This is a genomic window from Ciceribacter sichuanensis (genome assembly GCF_024055605.1).
Classification (GTDB): domain Bacteria; phylum Pseudomonadota; class Alphaproteobacteria; order Rhizobiales; family Rhizobiaceae; genus Allorhizobium; species Allorhizobium sichuanense.
In genome coordinates this window covers 207,209-223,775 of record NZ_JAMXLX010000001.1, presented here as the reverse complement: position 1 = coordinate 223,775, position 16,567 = coordinate 207,209, and the positions used below count along the sequence as shown (strand labels likewise).

Below are 16,567 nucleotides of genomic sequence, written 5' to 3'. Positions count from 1 at the left end.
CCCGTGATTTCAGGCAGTCCGAAGAGTGAGGCGGAGGTCGTCGAGACGGCACCCGCCAAGATCAATCTTGCGCTGCACGTGACCGGGCAGCGCGCGGACGGCTATCATCTGCTCGACAGCATCGTCACCTTCGCCGAAGACGCCTGTGACCGACTGACCCTTACGCCGGCTGAGCAGGATAGCTTTGCGCTCGGCGGGCGGTTCGGTGCACAGCTTTCAGCCAATGCAACCGGGCAGGACGGCAATCTGGTGCTGAAGGCGCGAGACGCCCTGCGTTCGGCGCTCGATGAGCAAGGGCAAAGCGCTCCGCCCGTCGCAATCATGCTGGAAAAGAACCTGCCGATCGCATCAGGTATTGGCGGTGGTTCTGCCGATGCGGCTGCGACCTTGCGCGGCCTCATGCGTATATGGGGCGCCACCCTGCCCGCCGAAGCGCTTTCCGCGATCGCGCTGAGGCTCGGCGCTGACGTTCCGATGTGCCTCGCCGGCCGGCCATTGCGGGCGCGCGGTATCGGCGAGGAGATCGAGATGCTTTCCGCCATGCCGGCACTTTCCATGGTGCTGGCCAATCCGCTGAAAGGCGTCTCCACGCCGGAAATCTTCCGGCGGCTCTCGCAGAAGGACAATCCGCCGATCGGCACGCCACCTGACAGTTCTGACATCGACGAATGGCTGGCCTTCCTGAAAACTGCGCGAAACGACCTCGAACCGCCGGCACGCACCATCCTGCCGGAGATCGACGACATATCGCGGATGCTGGCGAAGAGCGGAGCGCTTTTCGTCAGGATGTCCGGCTCGGGGGCGACCTGTTTCGGCCTCTATGGCGATCATGCCGCAGCAGAAACGGCTGCGGCAAAGCTTTCCCATGAACGCCCCGACTGGTATTTTCAGGCAACGAAGACGACCGTTTAGTTCCGCTGCCTCTTCTCGAGCTCATGCTGGCGCAAGGGCGCCAAGGAGCCGAAGGCCGCGCGCCGCAGGAGAACAGTTTTGACCCGTATCGACGAGACACGCCCCTTCATCCCCGTCGGCATCGCGGTGCTGACCGTTTCCGATAGCCGTACCCTTGCCGACGACAAATCGGGAGATACGCTCGCTGCCCGCATTCTCGATGCCGGCCACCGGCTGGTCGATCGGGCGATCGTGGCCGATGATCGCGAACGCATCTACAGCCAGGTGCATGCCTGGACGCTCTCGTCTGAAATCGACGTCGTCATCACGACGGGAGGAACGGGCTTCACCGGACGGGACGTTACGCCGGAAGCGCTGGAGCCGCTGTTCGAAAAGAAGATGGACGGTTTCTCAGCGGTGTTCCACCGTATCTCCTACGAGAAGATCGGCACCTCCACCATTCAGTCGCGGGCAACGGGCGGCGTTGCAAACGCCACCTTCATCTTCGTGCTGCCGGGATCGCCGGGGGCTTGCAAGGACGCATGGGACGGCATTCTCAAGGCCCAGCTCGACTACCGGCACATGCCCTGCAATTTCGTGGAAATCATGCCCCGGCTGGACGAGCACCTGAAGCGCGGCAAACAGGGGTAAGCTAACCGCTGACCGCAGCCTCGACCGCTCGCGTCTGGCGCGCCACCCAGGACGGAATGATCTCGCTCGCAAGCTGCCGCGTTTTTTGCCCGACAGCGAACTGATCGAGTTCCATGCCCGATTTGGCAACGGCGATGGCGCTGCGCTTCGGCATCAGAAGGCCATTCTCCAGCGGCGGCAGCTTGCGGCCTATGCGCTGGTAGAAGGGACGCCGGTAATAGCGTGACGCGGAAAAGCGCGCGGGCATCTTGTTGAGCGCAATGTATTCGGCGATCTCGTCGATCCAGCCATGAGCGGGCCGCGCACCCGGCTCTACCAGCAGCAGCCATTCGCCGCGCACGGCACGAAGCACGTCTTTGATGTCCCACTGGACATAGAAGCGGCAACCTGCAGCATCGGCGATGCGGGACGTACCATCGCGCGAACCGTGGTCCAGAACCACCACGTCGCTCACCAATCCTTCGACTGCACCTGCCACCAGCACACCGAGCGTTTGCGCGAGCTCGGGTTCCTGATCGCGGCATTCCATGATTACTGTCAGCATTTGTTAGATTTATCGCATCGCACAAGCAATTGCCACAATCCATTTTTCAATTTTGTTCTTGCATTGTTCTCATTTTGCCGGTAGGAATTTAATCATCAACGGCGGGCTGCATGCAGCCGCGAGGAGCAAACATGAACGAGCTGTCTCTTGTGGGGCAGGCTGCATTTCAGCCTGCCAATACGGCAGATATTGCCGATGCGATGGTTTCTGCTTCCGGTCTCAGGATCGAGATCGACCGCCGTCGCGGACGCGGCGCCGGGATGAACCCTTCCGGCCGCTTCGAGCACCAGGAGCGTGTCGCCTTCGATGACGGCTGGTCGACGCTTGAGGACATGCCGCCGTTTCGCACCGAAGTGCAGATCGAGAAGCCGCGTACCGCGATCACCCGCAATGAATCGCCGGATATTCCGTTCGACCGCTCCATCAACCCCTATCGGGGCTGCGAGCATGGCTGCATCTACTGCTTCGCACGGCCGACCCACAGCTATATGGGACTCTCGGCCGGGCTCGATTTCGAGGCCAGGCTGTTCGCCAAGCCCGATGCCCCAAGGCTGTTGGAACGGGAACTCGCAAAGCCCGGCTACAAGCCGCGGACCATCGCCATCGGCACGAATACCGATCCCTACCAGCCGATCGAACGGGAATGGCGCATCATGCGGCAGCTCCTCGAAGTGCTGGACAAGGCCAACCATCCGGTGGCGATCGTCACCAAGTCGGCGCTCATCCTCAGGGATCTCGATATCCTCTCCTCCATGGCCGAGCGCGGGCTGGCCAAGGTGGCGATTTCAGTGACCACGCTCGACCGCAAGATGGCGCGCAGCATGGAGCCTCGCGCCTCGACACCGAGCCGGCGGCTGGAAGCGATCCGCGGGCTTTCGGAAGCCGGCATACCGACGGGTGTTCTGGTCGCGCCGGTTATCCCGGCGCTCAACGATCACGAGATCGAGCGGGTGCTGGATTCGGCCAAGGCTGCCGGCGCCACGGAGGCCGGCTATGTCCTGCTACGGCTGCCTTACGAGGTAAGCCCCCTCTTCCGCGACTGGCTGCTGCAGAATTATCCGGACCGCTACCGGCATGTGATGTCGCTGGTGCGTTCCATGCGCGGTGGAAAGGATTACGATGCCGAGTTCGGAAAGCGGATGAAGGGTGCAGGTCCCTATGCCTGGCAGATCAGCCGCCGCTTCGAGATGGCGACCAAGCGGCTCGGCATGATCCGTCGCAGCATGCATCTGCGCGACGACCTGTTCACGCCCCCGGATGGCAGCGGCGTGCAACTGTCGCTGCTCTGAACGGACTTAAAGTGCGCCGCGATCTTTCAGATTGGCTCAACACGCTTGAAGTCTTCGTTTAACGCATGTCGTTGCCGCAAAACCGCTCAGCACTTTTGCGCGACATGCTTTGGCCTTTTGAAGTTTTCCGACCGGCTTTCGGCCGGGAAAGAAGCTTCCGGTGCTATCCGCCGCCTCGCACCGGAATGACAGGTCCCCCGGCAGCCGCAACGATGTTTCCGTACCCCCTCACGGACGTCGATGTCGGGGACTTGCAGGAGATCGGGTGCGCGTGCGATTTTCCGCCGCATGAAACGTCGCACGCCACCCGATTCTCCATCTCTTTTCGACACGCTCGCCCTTGGCCCGGATTTCTCCATCGAGACGATGGCGATGAAGGATGGGCTTTTCCCCGTTGCAGGTACGGATGAAGCCGGACGCGGCCCCCTTGCCGGCCCGGTGGTCGCGGCAGCGGTCATTCTCGATCCCGACAACATTCCCGCAGGCCTCAACGATTCGAAGAAGCTGTCGATGACGCAACGGGAGGCACTGTTCGAGATCATCCTCGAGAGCGCCACGGTGTCGATCGCGTCGTCCTCGGCCCGTCATATCGATGAGCGGGATATCCGCAAGGCGAGCCTCGATGCCATGCGCCGCGCCGTCGCCGGTTTGACGCTTGTTCCGCGCCAGGTTCTTGCAGATGGAAGAGACGTGCCACCCGGGCTCATCTGCAGCGGCAAGGCAGTGGTCAAGGGCGATGCCCGGTCCCTCTCCATCGCCGCCGCCTCGATCCTCGCCAAGGTGACCCGTGACCGGATGATGGCGCGGGCGGGGCTCCTCTATCCGGATTACGGTTTTGCGGGGCACGCGGGCTACGGCACCGTCGAGCATCGCGCTGCTATCGCGATCCACGGCCCCTGCCCGCTGCACCGGATGAGTTTTCGTCCTCTTAGAAAAGACGAAGAGAGCGAGACGTAACTGGCAGACGGCTCGCTTCCGTCATCTTCCGCCGACCCTGCTGAACCGCGAAGCAAGCGCCTACGCTCACGCAGGTTCTCACACATCTAAGGTCGGCTTGCAGAGGCCGCTGGTCGAATGCTGTGTCCGCCAGCTCGCCCAGGGTAATTCCGCCAGAAGAAAAAACCGCCTCAGGACCCGGAAGTGTGCGAAGGGAAGACATCAGGCATTGTACGCGTTCTGTCTTCGTCGGGGACCCGCGAGGGGGACACCCGAAACAGCATCCCAAGATCAGCCAAAGAAAAACCGGGGCCACCTTGCGGCAGCCCCGGTTCTAAACATTTGACCTTGAGAGCAACGCTTAGTTCAGGCGAGCCTTCACTTCGCCCACCGCACCCTTGAACAGGCTGTCCTGAACGGCCGCATCGGCCTTCTTGGCAAGCACGCTTTCGGCTGCGGCAATAGCGAGATCGACGGCTGCGGCGCGAACGGCGTTGACGGCGTCAACCTCGGCCTGCTTGATCTTCTGCTCGGAAAGCGCGTTGCGACGGGCAACGAACTCCTCGGTCTTCTGCTTGGCTTCCACGGTCAGGGCAGCGGCTTCGCGTTCGGCAGCGGCCACGATGGCAGCGGCTTCAGCTTCAGCTTCCTTGCGCTTGCGCTGGTATTCGGCCAGCACGTGCTGAGCCTCTTCACGCAGGCGCTTTGCTTCGGCAAGCTCGTTTCGGATCTTGTCGGCACGCTCGTCGAGAGACTTTGCGACCATGCCCGGAACCTTGAGGTAGATAACCAGGGCGAAGAAGAGGAGAAGCCCAACAAAGGCAAAGAAAGTAGCATCGAAATGCATGATCATGCCCCCTGCTTGGCTGCGGCGCTGACGGCAGCCTTGATGTCGGCCGCGGTTGCCTTGGCGCCGACGAGCTGCTCCACGATGGCACCGACCGTATCGACGGCGATCGTGTCGACTTCGGCAAACGCCTTGGCCTTGATCTCACCGATGCGGGTTTCGGCTGCCGCAAGCTTGCCTGCGAGTTCAGCCTCGACAGCGGCGCGATCTGCATCGGCCTTTGCCTTGGCGGCGTCGCGGGCGGAACCGGCTATCTGGCCGGCCTTTGCCTTGGCGGCGCTGAGTTCGCGCTCGTAGGTTTCGATCGCGGCATCAGACTCGGACTTCAGCCGCGAGGCTTCGTCCAGATCCTGCGCAATTCGATCATGACGGTTTTCCAGAATGCCACCAACGCGCGGCACGATGACCTTCTGCATGAGCACGTAGAAAAGGCCGAACGTGATCACCAGCCACAGAAGCTGAGACGGATAGGTCGTCTGGTCGAATGGCGGGAATACGCCGCCACCATGACCCGCTTCGCCGGGAACGCCGGTCTCCGTGTGGGTCTGGCCCTCTGCCGGTACGTCTTCGGCATAGGCGGGGGTCACAAACATGCTCACCTCCAGGTGTACTCTCAAATGCTCAAGGATCACGGACGCCGATCGGCGCGCCGTGATCCCAAACTGCGGCCGTTATCAGACGGCGAACAGGAGGAGGAGAGCGATGAGCAGCGAGAAGATGCCCAGAGCTTCCGTAACGGCGAAGCCGAATACCAGACGGCCGAACTGGCTGTCAGCGGCAGACGGGTTGCGCAGTGCGCCCGACAGGTAGTTGCCGAAGATGTTGCCGAGGCCCAGAGCCGTGCCGGCCATGCCAAAGCAAGCCAAACCTGCGCCGATGAACTTTGCTGCTTCCGCTTCCATGAATGAACTCCTTCGAGATGGTTGTTGCGGCGAATGACTGACGCCTGACTGACGCCAATGTCGGTTATCCTTAGTGCCCGCCGGGGTGAATTGCGTCGTTGAGGTACATGCAAGTCAGTACCGCGAAGACGTAAGCCTGCAGGAAGGCGACGAGGAACTCGAGACCAGTCAGGGCGACGGTCATGATGAGAGGCAGTATCGCGCCACCGATGCCGACCGCGCCGAGCGCACCCAGCGAGGCGACGAAGCCCGCGAAAACCTTAAGCGTGATGTGTCCGGCCAGCATGTTTGCGAACAGACGCACGGAAAGCGAAATCGGACGCGACAGGAACGAAATGATTTCAATGATCACGACCAGCGGCAGAAGCGCGCCGGGAACACCGCTCGGCACGAAGATCTGCAGGAAGTGAAAACCGTGCTTGTAGAAACCGTAGACGAGAACCGTACCGATGACGAACAGCGCCAGCGCAAAGGTAACGATGATCTGCGAGGTGACGGTGAAGAAGTAGGGCATCATGCCAAGCAGGTTCGCGGTCAGCACGAACATGAACAGCGAGAAAACCATGGGGAAGAACTTCATGCCGTGGCTGCCGGCGCCTTCGCGCAGCATCGAGGCGATGAATTCATAGGACATTTCCGCGACCGACTGCGCACGACCCGGGATCAGGCCGCGGTTCGAAGTCGAGAAATACAGGAAGCCCGAAGCGCAAGCGACGGTCGCAACCATGAAGAGCGACGCATTGGTGAACGAAAAATCAATTCCGCCGAGTTCGATCGGCACAATCTTCTGGATCAGGAACTGATGAGTCGGATCGTTTGACACCTTATGGTCTCTTTCGCTTTAGCCCGCCTTGACGGGGATCTGCCTGACTTGCGCTTGAACGACCTTCAGCCGTCGTCACGCCCATTCTTCGTCTGCCCACCGCGTTCCGCCGACTGAGGCGTCGATACGACGCCCGCCGAACGAAGCACGTTCAACACACCGGCACAGAAACCGAGAAGCAGCAAAACAATCATGCCCCACGGCGCCGTGCCGACAAAACGGTCGATGAGATAGCCAAGGATGGCACCGACAACGATGGCGGAAATGAATTCGCTCGAAAGCTTCATCGCCTGGGCATAGCCTTTCCGGCTTTGCTCGGCACTCTGCTCCGCGGCTTCGTCACCCCTCGCCTCGGCTCCCCGCTTCGCCAGTTCGGCGGCAAGTCGCTTGCGACGCTCTTCCAGACCTTTCTGATCGTCACCCTTCATGGCTTCCTCCGTCCGCTCTCCGATTCAGGCAAGCGATTGGCCTGCCAGGAACACAAGAAACGGCAGGAAAACACCCCTCCGGCCCGTTCTGAAGTCGGCCGCACCATAATTTTGAGTGCCCCCATAGTCAAGGCATTGAAGACCCAAGTTTCACCACAAATTAACCGGGGAAAATCATAGACTTAAGTCGCAGGCGCCGATTCAGGCGGCATGACGGCGATCAAACCGGGTCACTTCGCCGCGGAATCGGTCGCCGGGCGGACACAAATGGCGCCCGGCTGCGGGATGCTCAGCTCCAGCCGCCGCCATAGGTGCGATAGAAGACATGCAGGCCGATCCGGCCGACCTTCTTCATGGTGCGGGCCCAGCCCGGTTTCACATAGACGGCATGATAATGGGTGGCGGACCCCACTTCGTTCAGCCAGATCTTGCCGGCTGTGACGGCAAGCGCCACTTCGCGGGCCACCTTCCAGTGATATTGCGAGTTCACCCGGTCCTTGATGTTGTCGCAGGCGAAGGAAAACTGGCAACGATTGCGCCAGTCCTCGTTCTGGTAGACCACGCCGCAGATGCTGTCCGGATAGGCCGGATTGCGAACACGGTTCAGAATCACCTGAGCGACGGCCGCCTGCCCCTTCACCGATTCTCCGCGCGCCTCGAAATAGATGCCGGAAGCCAGGCACTGCTGTTCGCGGGCGGAGAACACCGACGGCGGCAGAACGCTCGCTGCCCATGCATGATCGCCCGGCCCGATCCTGGGCACGAAACGTCCCTGCTCCGGATCCTTCTTCAGGATGGCGTCAAAGGGCGAGACCTTTGCATAATCGGGATCGGACGGGGCGTAAGCCGTCGCCAGCACGTCGGCATCACGATTGGTCACAAGGCCGGCCAGCATGTTCGGCACGCCGGGATCGTATTTCGGTTCTTTCTTCTTGAAATAGAAGCTGGCGAGCTCGACCGGCTTGCCCTTCGGCTTGACGAAGGCCGATTCTTCGGACGAACGCTTGCGCGGTTCGAGCAGGGAACTGGTGCGCTTCAGAACGGAACCGGCGGTGAAGGCCTTGGGCGGCAGCATCGGCTCGATGGCGACGACACGACCTTTCTTCAGGTCACGGGTCACCCGATCCTCATCCGGCCGGGGATCGGCAACCTTCTTGCCTCCGTCGAACGCGATCTTCCGGCCATCCGGCAAGAGCATGCCGCTTTCTTCGGAAAGCGCGGATGACCCATCGCCGCCCGCGAAGGCAAGTTCGGCCTGATGCAGGGACCCGGCGGGAGAAGGTGTCAAGACCACGCGCCAGTTGGCGGAGCCGGTGTCCAATCCGGAGATCAGTCCGGCAAGATCGCCCTGCGCCGCGACCGACGGGAATGCGAGCCAGGAAACCAGACCGAAGACGACGGGCGAGGCCCAGGCATCGAAACGGGAACGGGACAGCTTCAAGAAACGGCTTTTCGAACGCAAAACCGGTACTCCGGACGTGAACTCGGTTACATTAGAAAAACATCTCCCATTAACCTTGATGCTTGGTTAACGGTCCCGACCGGCAAGGCCTGCCACAAGACAAAAAGGCCGCCGGAAGCGCCCGGCGGCCTGACATTTTCGTGATCGGAGCGGATCGCTCAGATGATCACATGGGAACCGAGTTCGACCACGCGGTTGGCCGGAAGGCGGAAATAGTCCGAGGGATCGGCCGCAGTATTGGCGAGCGAGATGTAGAGCCTGTCCTGCCAGTAAGGCATGCCGGACTTGGCGTCGGGTACCAGCTTGCGCCGGCCGAGATAGAAGGAGGTCGACATGATGTCGAACTTCAGGCCGCCACGGCGAAGGCTGGCAAGGGCCTTCGAGACGTTCTGGGTTTCCATGAAGCCGAAGCGGATTTCCACGCGACTGAAACGTTCGGACAGGTTTTCCACCACGAAGCGTTCGGCCGGGGTGGCGCGCGGACGGTTCACCGTCCTGATGGTCAGGATGATGTTGCGCTCGTGGAGCACATGGTTGTGCTTCAGATTGTGCAGGAGTGCGGCGGGTGCGGTTTCCGGATCGCTGGTCAGGAAGATCGCGGTACCCGGAACGGCAACCGGCGCATGCTCGCTCTTCTTCTCGACGGAGGCGATAAAGGGCTGCAGCGGCACGTCGGCATGACGCGTCTTGGCGAACAGGATCGACGTACCCCGACGCCAGGTCCACATCACGACGGTGAAGCCCGCGGCAAACAGCACCGGCACATAACCGCCGTCGTGGATCTTCAGCATGTTGGCGCCGAGGAAGACGAGTTCCAGTGCCAGGAGCGGCAGCAGCACGACCGTTGCCAGCGCCGGCGACCATCTCCAGCGGGTGCGGACGAATTCGAAGGCCATGATGGTGGTGACCACCATCGCGCCGGTGACGGAAATACCATAGGCCGTGGCAAGCGCCTCGGAACTGCCGAACAGCAGCACGAGAGCGAGAACGCCGAAGAGCAGCAGCGCATTTACCGACGGCAGATAGATCTGGCCCGTATGGGTTTCGGAGGTGAACATGATCTGCATGCGCGGCAGGAAGCCGAGGTGGATCGCCTGACGCACCAGCGAGAAGGCGCCGGTGATCACGGCCTGGCTGGCGATGATGGTGGCCGCCGTCGCCAGAATGACGACGGGCAGCAGCGCCCATTCCGGGAACATCAGAAAGAACGGATCGGAGGCGGTCTCCGGATGCTTGAGCACAAGGGCGCCCTGACCGAGATAGTTCAGCACCAGCGCCGGGAAGATCAGCACGAACCATGCCCACTGGATCGGGCGACGACCGAAATGCCCGAGGTCCGCATAGAGCGCCTCAGCACCCGTCACCGTCAGGAAGACCGCACCCAGCACGACGACGCCCAGAAACTTCTCGCGCAGCATGAAGTCGACGGCGTACCACGGATTAAAGGAAGTGAGGATGGTAAAGTCGTCGGCTATGTGAAGGACGCCGCCAGCCGCCATGACGATGAACCAGATGGCAGTGATCGGGCCGAAGAAATTGGCCACGGCCCCCGTGCCATGGGATTGTACAGCGAACAGGCCAATCAGGATACCGACGGAAATCGGCACGATGTAACTCTGGAGATCGGGCGCGACGAGCTTCAGACCCTCCACCGCCGACAGGACGGAAAGGGCCGGCGTAATCATCGAATCGCCGAGGAAGAGCGCGGCACCGATCAGGCCGAGAACCATCAGGACGGCGCTATGCCCGCCGGCGTTCTTGGACAGGAGGGCCAGCAGTGACAGCGTGCCGCCCTCGCCCTCGTTATCCGCGCGCAGCAGGAAGAGTACGTATTTGATGGTGACGATGATCGTCAGCGCCCAGATGATGAGCGAGATGAGACCGATGATTTCAACGCGCGTGATACCGTCGTGGCCGATCGGCTTCAGTGCTTCGCGAAACGCATAGAGCGGGCTCGTGCCGATATCGCCATAGACGACACCGACCGAGCCAAGCGCCAGTAGGAAAAGATTCTTCCAGCCCTTGCTCTGTTGCGGATCTTCGCAGGTTTCCTGGGTCATGGGGCAATCAGGCTCGTCAGAGCCAGCCTTTCCATCGGAAAAACAAGAAGGGGATGATGGCGGACAGCAGCATCGCCAAGAGGGCGAGGGCATAGCCGTAGGTCCATGCCAGTTCCGGCATGAACTGGAAATTCATTCCATAGATAGAAGCGACGAGCGTGGGCGGCAAGAAGACCACGGACGCGATCGAGAAGATCTTGATGATGGCGTTCTGCTCGACATTGATCAGGCCGAGCGACGCATCGAGCAGGAAGGTGATGTTGTTCGAGACGAAAGCGGCATGTTCCGACAGCGACTGGATGTCGTGGGCAACGATGCCGCACAGTTCTTCCGCTTCGCGGTCCTCCCGAACTTTCGGCAGGGATCGCAGGAAGGCCAGCAGCCTTGAGAGCGAGACAAGACTGTCGCGCGCCTTGCTGACCAGGCGATGATGGCTTGCGATGTCCATCAGCTTGTCCTCAAGGAAACGCGGCGGGCGGCGCTTGGCAACCTTGCGGTCGACGAAGACGGTGGCGGAAAGCTCATCGAGTCGCGCGACGCCGATTTCGAGAACTTCCGCCGTGCGGTCCACGATCGTTTCGAGCAGGCGCGCCATCAGTTCCGAGCCGGTGCGGTACTTTCCGGGCATGCGCAGGAGCGCCGCGCTGAAGAGCGCGAAGGCACGGGGTTCGGCATAGCGGATGGTGATGAGTCGGTTTCCCGCGAGGATGAAGGCGATGTCGGTCAACTCCGCAAGCGGGTTTTCCGCCCGCCAGACGAGCGAGGCGGTCATATAAATGCCTCCGTCCTCGACATAAAGTCGACTCGACGGTTCAATGTCCTTCAGGTCTTCCCGTGTCGGCAGGGGTACAGCCAGCAGGCGCTCCACCAATGCTTCTTCGGCAAGGTCGGGGTGTACAAGATCAAGCCACAGTATATCCGCTTCGAGCGCATCTCGCGGCTCGGCGGCCTGGATGACCTCGGCCCTTCCATCCACGTGATAGGCTCTGATCAAATTGTAGACACTTTCATAGCGCCCCCAAGGTCCGTTTCGGCCGGCGAGACAAACACCGCTTCCGCAAGAATTGCAAGCGAGATTTCTCGTGCGCACCTTACGACGGGCACAGGCCCCTGTCAGCAGCCCAAAAAGGTCAACAACCCATGAGGGCAAGATTGATCTGAATCAAAGCAATGCCATCTTCCTCCCATAGTCTTTTTCCCCATGGGAGGCTGGGGTTTTATCATGGAGGATGTGATGAACGAGAAATCATCGAATTTTCTTCCCGGTCTATGGTCCGATATTCCCTTCGCCGGCTTGCGAAAGGAAATGGACCAGGCACTTGAAAGCTTTTTCGGCAAGCGAAACCTGCTCAGCGGCTCCGAGGGCGAGAAATTCATCGCGCCCTTGATCGATGTTGCCGAAAACGACAGCGCAATCACACTGACCGCCGAATTGCCGGGAATCACCGAACAGGACGTCGACCTTTCCATCCAGAACGGAGTTCTCAGCCTGAAGGGCGAAAAGAAGATGGAAAAGAAGGACGACAAGGACAACTACCATGTCGTGGAACGACGGTATGGCAGTTTCCAGCGCTCGATGCGCCTGCCGTCCAGCGTCGATGAGGCAGCCATATCGGCCCGGTTCGACAATGGCGTCCTGACCGTAACACTGCCGAAGAAGCCGGGCACGGCTCCCGCGGAGCGCAAGATCGCGATCGAGAAATAACAAATAGATCGCGTTATCCCGCCGCCCCTATCCGCCTGGGGGCGGCGGTTGAGTTCGAAAACCGGCTGCCGTTTCACAACGGCGGCCGGTTTTGCTTTTCCAGAGCCTTATTCGAAAACGATCGATGGCGCGACGCGACCCGAAGCCGACTGCACGCCCAGCCAGACCTTCTCGGCGATCTGCCGGTACACCTTGGCCTGCGGGCCTTCCGGATCGGAGACCACGACCGGGGTGCCGGCATCCGAAGTTTCGCGGATGGCAATCGTCAGCGGTACCTCTCCAAGGAACGGCACGCCGATCCTTTCGGCTTCGGCCTTTGCGCCGCCGTGACCGAAGATATCGTAGCGCGCGCCGGTATCGGGCGCGATAAAGTAGCTCATGTTCTCGACGATGCCGAGAACCGGAACCTCGACCTTATTGAACATGTTGAGACCCTTGCGGGCGTCGATGAGCGCCAGATCCTGCGGCGTCGAGACGACGACCGCGCCGGTCAGCGGTACCTGCTGGGCCATGGTCAGCTGTGCATCGCCCGTACCCGGCGGCATGTCGACCACCAGCACGTCGAGATCGCCCCAGGCGACCTCGCGCAGCATCTGCATCAGCGCCGACTGGACCATCGGGCCACGCCAGATCATGGCCGTGCCCTCGTCGACGAGGAAGCCCATCGACATCACTTTGATGCCATAGTTTTCCATCGGCACGATGATCCGGTTCTCGATCTGCTGCGGGCGTCCCGTGATGCCGAGCAGCCGCGGCATGGAGGGGCCGTAGACATCCGCGTCGAGAATGCCGACCTTCAGGCCGTTCGCCTTCAGCGCCAGCGCGAGATTGACAGCCGTCGTCGATTTGCCGACGCCACCCTTGCCGGAGGCAACCGCAATGATCGAGGCGATGCCGGGAATGTTCTGTTTGGCCGGACGCTGCGGAGCGCTTGGCGCCGGAGCGTGGGGGTGAGTATGGGAATGCCCTTGGCCCGATACGCGGACGGGAGCCGGAGCCGCCGACGGCGCGCCGGGCTTCTTTTCCGCGGTGAGGCTTACCAGAGCTCCCTTCACGCCGGGCATGGACTTCACCGCGCGTTCGGCCGCCTGGCGCAAGGGCTCCAGTTCGTTGGCACGTTCAGCCGGAACGGTGATGGAGAAATACACCTTGGCGTCGGAAATGAAGACATCGGACACCATGCCGAGTTCCACGATGTTGCGGTCGAGATCCGGGCCGCGGACGGTCTTCAGGGTTTCCAGAACCTGATCTCTGGTGAGTTCGGTCATGCCATCCTCTCTAAGCTTTCATGAAGCGTAGATAATCGACCGTACAGCCTTCGCCAACCGGCAAACGACAACGGAAGCGCAAAAGAGGATGTGGCACATTATCCAGAGCGCCTGCCAAAAACGGAAAAGCCGCCGTCAGACCGTGCCCGACCATGGCACTATCGACAGCGGCTTGTCCTTGCAGCACCTTCGTGGGTGCGTTGCAGCGTCCCCTCTGGACTTGCATATTGCGATGCAGAAACCGTGCCAGTTTTCATTCACAGAAACTTTCACATAAATTTCATAAGCATAGGTCGAAAGCGACAGTTGCAGCGCAGAATACGACTGCACAATGATATGCCCGAAGAATGAGCGACAGCGTGTTGCAAGGCACAAAAAAGCAGCATTCACCCTGCTGCCTGTGTCGCCAGATAGTCGTCAAAACGGTCCGGATCGAAGGTCTTGCCGTCGAAGAAGCCGTCAGGTCCAAGCTCCAACCGCCCCCTGGAAACGCCGACATATTGCGGTGAGGCCAACGCGCCCTCCACCTTGAGGTTCGCCCCCGGCAGCGGCGCAAAGACAGGCTTCAACGCCTGCCTGTAGATATCCGGCCGGTAACTGTCACGCGCGACGGCCATGGAGAGCAGCGTGTGGCGACAGTCGGCCCACCGCACCATCTGGCTGTAGAACCACAGGGCATGGCTCTGCCACGGGAAGGTTGCCGCCCTCCCCTCGAACAGCAGCACGTCGCCTACCTCGACGACCTTGTGCGGGGCCACGGGCAGCAGCCCGGTGAGGGCGGGAAGCAACAACTCGCCACCCAGCGCGAGATATTGAGGGGCAGCGAGAATGCCGGCGAGTTCCTCGATGTTTTCCGTATTGGCGCACCACTGCGCGGCCCGATAGAGCGCGCGGAGCAATCCCTCCAGTTCCCGGCGGTTGTCCTCGCTCCATCTCTGGGACATGCCGAGCACCTTGCCGGGGCTCGATGCCCAGAGAGCCGACTTCAGGGTCACGATCCGCCCCTGATCGCGCGCGACGAAGCGACTGTTCCATGGCTCGGCGAGACAGCAGCCATCGAGATTGCCCTGCTCCAGCGCATCGCCGATCAGGCCGGCAGGTAGCGCCACGATTTCCACGTCGACCATGGGATCGATCCCGCAAGCGGCCAGCCAGTATTTCAACTCGTAGTGACAGCAGGACAGGCGGTGGGCGACGGCGAACCGCAACCTCGGCTCTCTGGCTTGCCCGCGGCCGTTGACAACCGTTTTCAGCGCGTCGCCGGCCCGACGCGGATCGAGATCCGCCGTCATCCCGGCATCGAGCATGCGGCGATAAAGCGACGCTGAAACGGTGATGGCATTGCCGCCGAGGCCGAGTGCCATCGGCGCGACCAGCGGCACCTCCATCGGCACCAGGGCGATATTGCAGGCAATCGGCATGGGTGCCGGCATGTGTGCGCCCTGAAAGCGGCCGGTGGCGACCCCCTCGCGAATTTTCTCCCAAGAGTTCTCCCGGACCAGCGTGAGTTTCACGCCTTCGTCACCGGCGAAACCCTTTTCCAGGGCGGCGATCAGGATCGCGCTGTCCAAAAGCGGCAGGAAGCCGAGGACGATCTCTGGCCGGCTCGGCATGGCGCTACCTGCTCCCCGCCTTAAAGCCGCGACACCCGCCCGCCCGGCGGGCCGGAAACCGGCAAGCCATCAATCCCGTTGATTTCAGTCTCTTTCCTCGCGTGATCGGCATGCATGCATTTCTTGCCGAAAAGCAATTCCAGCGCAATGACCCAAACGCTATGCCGATGAAACGAGGCCGGTCGGGCGACTACTTGATCAGACCGAGCCTCAGGGCTTTGGCGACCGCCTGCGTGCGGTTCACCGTATCGAGCTTCTTCGTTGCGCGGTTGAGGTAGTGATTGATCGTGTGCTCGGAAAGACCGAGAATTTCGGCAATCTCGACGCTGGTCTTGCCCGCCGCAGTCCAGTTGAGGCAGTCGATCTCGCGCTCGGTGAGCATGTCGGTGGCGCGATTGTCGAGATCGCGGATCTCGGCAAGACGATTGTAGATATGGATGGAGAGAAACATCAACTCCATCATCTCGGCCGCGGAAAACGTCGTCCGGTCGCCGCAGAAGGAGACCGCGCCGCGAATGCCGGATGCATCGTGGGCTGGAAAGAACGCGCCGCGTGTCATCCTGAAGCGGTTGAACAACGCGTGAGAAATCTCCATCGTCCGGGGATCGCGCTGCTTGCTCACATGCTCGATATCGTAGGTGAAGGGCGTAGTGGAGGTCCGCAGACGTCCAAGCAGTGGGCTGCTGGAAAGAAGCGGCGTCTGATCGTATTCGGTCAGCAGGTCGGCCGGCCAGTTGGTAATGATCGAATTGCTGGAAAGATCGAGAGACGTGGGCGACGGCATGTTGAGAACCATGAAGGCTCGCGCGCCGTAGGATTCGGTCAGCCGTTTCATGAAACGGAAGACATCGAACTGCGTCTTGAAGCTACCGATCTCGGCAACGTAGGCAGCTACTCGCTCGGAAGCATCGGTTTCAATCGCTGTCATGGCAAATATTTCTTCGAATGACTCCAAGAATATGAAAAAGACAAATTGCTCTCCTTAGACAGCCGGCTTCCTTCGGAACGAAAGAGCGGCGACCGGAGGCCAGGCCGGGCAAACCGGCATGCAGAAAACGACATCAGCCCGCCCGTGAAGGCTCTTGATGTCTCCCCTGAAAGCGGCTCGTTAAAATTGCACCTTGCGCGTCGTAGATTTTTTATCCGGA

The 16,567-nt window shown here is 61.0% G+C and carries 17 protein-coding genes; 5 read left to right on the top strand and 12 right to left on the bottom strand.

Translation table 11 applies throughout. The features are described 5' to 3' along the window. Window positions 1-3: 3 nt before the first annotated feature. Window positions 4-912 (top strand): 4-(cytidine 5'-diphospho)-2-C-methyl-D-erythritol kinase, encoded by a 909-nt coding sequence (locus tag NBH21_RS00995; protein WP_425340366.1) that lies wholly within the window; start codon window positions 4-6, stop codon window positions 910-912. A 78-nt stretch (window positions 913-990) separates the two neighbouring features. Then, entirely contained in the window at window positions 991-1,542 is a 552-nt protein-coding gene (gene moaB / locus NBH21_RS00990; protein ID WP_250912101.1) for a molybdenum cofactor biosynthesis protein B, read from the top strand. 1 nt (window position 1,543) lies between these two features. Here moaB and NBH21_RS00985 read toward each other — a convergent pair whose 3' ends face one another. Further along, window positions 1,544-2,086 (bottom strand): glycosyltransferase family protein, encoded by a 543-nt coding sequence (locus NBH21_RS00985; protein WP_250912100.1) that lies wholly within the window; start codon window positions 2,084-2,086, stop codon window positions 1,544-1,546. 131 nt (window positions 2,087-2,217) lie between these two features. Here NBH21_RS00985 and NBH21_RS00980 point away from each other — a divergent pair, with 131 nt between their 5' ends. Then, window positions 2,218-3,375, top strand: a complete 1,158-nt coding sequence (locus NBH21_RS00980; RefSeq protein WP_250912099.1) for a PA0069 family radical SAM protein — start codon at window positions 2,218-2,220, stop codon at window positions 3,373-3,375. A gap of 288 nt (window positions 3,376-3,663) precedes the next feature. Further along, window positions 3,664-4,332, top strand: a complete 669-nt coding sequence (locus NBH21_RS00975) for a ribonuclease HII (protein WP_250912098.1) — start codon at window positions 3,664-3,666, stop codon at window positions 4,330-4,332. A 340-nt stretch (window positions 4,333-4,672) separates the two neighbouring features. On the opposite strand, the gene NBH21_RS00970 is transcribed toward NBH21_RS00975, so the two are convergent. The 8 genes from NBH21_RS00970 to NBH21_RS00935 form a co-directional block, all read right to left on the bottom strand. Then, window positions 4,673-5,158 carry a F0F1 ATP synthase subunit B gene (locus tag NBH21_RS00970; protein WP_250912097.1) on the bottom strand — a complete coding sequence of 162 codons (486 nt, stop codon included), beginning with the start codon at window positions 5,156-5,158 and terminating at the stop codon, window positions 4,673-4,675. 2 nt (window positions 5,159-5,160) lie between these two features. After that, window positions 5,161-5,751, bottom strand: a complete 591-nt coding sequence (locus tag NBH21_RS00965; protein WP_250912096.1) for a F0F1 ATP synthase subunit B — start codon at window positions 5,749-5,751, stop codon at window positions 5,161-5,163. 81 nt (window positions 5,752-5,832) lie between these two features. After that, complete coding sequence (locus NBH21_RS00960) at window positions 5,833-6,060, bottom strand: F0F1 ATP synthase subunit C (protein ID WP_046796018.1); 228 nt, start codon at window positions 6,058-6,060, stop codon at window positions 5,833-5,835. 70 nt (window positions 6,061-6,130) lie between these two features. After that, window positions 6,131-6,883 carry a F0F1 ATP synthase subunit A gene (locus NBH21_RS00955; protein ID WP_250912095.1) on the bottom strand — a complete coding sequence of 251 codons (753 nt, stop codon included), beginning with the start codon at window positions 6,881-6,883 and terminating at the stop codon, window positions 6,131-6,133. A 65-nt stretch (window positions 6,884-6,948) separates the two neighbouring features. Then, window positions 6,949-7,311 carry an AtpZ/AtpI family protein gene (locus NBH21_RS00950; RefSeq protein WP_250912094.1) on the bottom strand — a complete coding sequence of 121 codons (363 nt, stop codon included), beginning with the start codon at window positions 7,309-7,311 and terminating at the stop codon, window positions 6,949-6,951. A 289-nt stretch (window positions 7,312-7,600) separates the two neighbouring features. Next, complete coding sequence (locus NBH21_RS00945) at window positions 7,601-8,773, bottom strand: cell wall hydrolase (protein ID WP_425340365.1); 1,173 nt, start codon at window positions 8,771-8,773, stop codon at window positions 7,601-7,603. 158 nt (window positions 8,774-8,931) lie between these two features. Next, window positions 8,932-10,833, bottom strand: coding sequence for a potassium transporter Kup (locus NBH21_RS00940; protein WP_250912092.1), 1,902 nt, complete (start codon window positions 10,831-10,833; stop codon window positions 8,932-8,934). 16 nt (window positions 10,834-10,849) lie between these two features. Continuing rightward, window positions 10,850-11,827: a magnesium transporter CorA family protein gene (locus NBH21_RS00935; RefSeq protein WP_250912091.1), complete on the bottom strand. Its 978-nt coding sequence runs from the start codon at window positions 11,825-11,827 to the stop codon at window positions 10,850-10,852. 240 nt (window positions 11,828-12,067) lie between these two features. Between NBH21_RS00935 and NBH21_RS00930 the strand changes: the two genes are divergently transcribed. Continuing rightward, the gene (locus NBH21_RS00930) at window positions 12,068-12,538 is read left to right on the top strand and encodes an Hsp20/alpha crystallin family protein (protein WP_250912090.1); all 471 of its coding nucleotides are present in this window, start codon (window positions 12,068-12,070) and stop codon (window positions 12,536-12,538) included. A gap of 107 nt (window positions 12,539-12,645) precedes the next feature. Here the strand turns inward: NBH21_RS00930 and apbC are convergent, their stop codons facing one another. The 3 genes from apbC to NBH21_RS00915 form a co-directional block, all read right to left on the bottom strand. Beyond that, entirely contained in the window at window positions 12,646-13,806 is a 1,161-nt protein-coding gene (gene apbC / locus NBH21_RS00925; RefSeq protein WP_250912089.1) for an iron-sulfur cluster carrier protein ApbC, read from the bottom strand. 386 nt (window positions 13,807-14,192) lie between these two features. Then, a complete protein-coding gene (locus NBH21_RS00920) occupies window positions 14,193-15,419 on the bottom strand; it encodes a CmpA/NrtA family ABC transporter substrate-binding protein (RefSeq protein WP_250912088.1) in 1,227 nt (408 codons plus the stop codon). A gap of 190 nt (window positions 15,420-15,609) precedes the next feature. Then, window positions 15,610-16,347 carry a helix-turn-helix transcriptional regulator gene (locus tag NBH21_RS00915; RefSeq protein WP_250912087.1) on the bottom strand — a complete coding sequence of 246 codons (738 nt, stop codon included), beginning with the start codon at window positions 16,345-16,347 and terminating at the stop codon, window positions 15,610-15,612. Window positions 16,348-16,567: the final 220 nt, after the last annotated feature.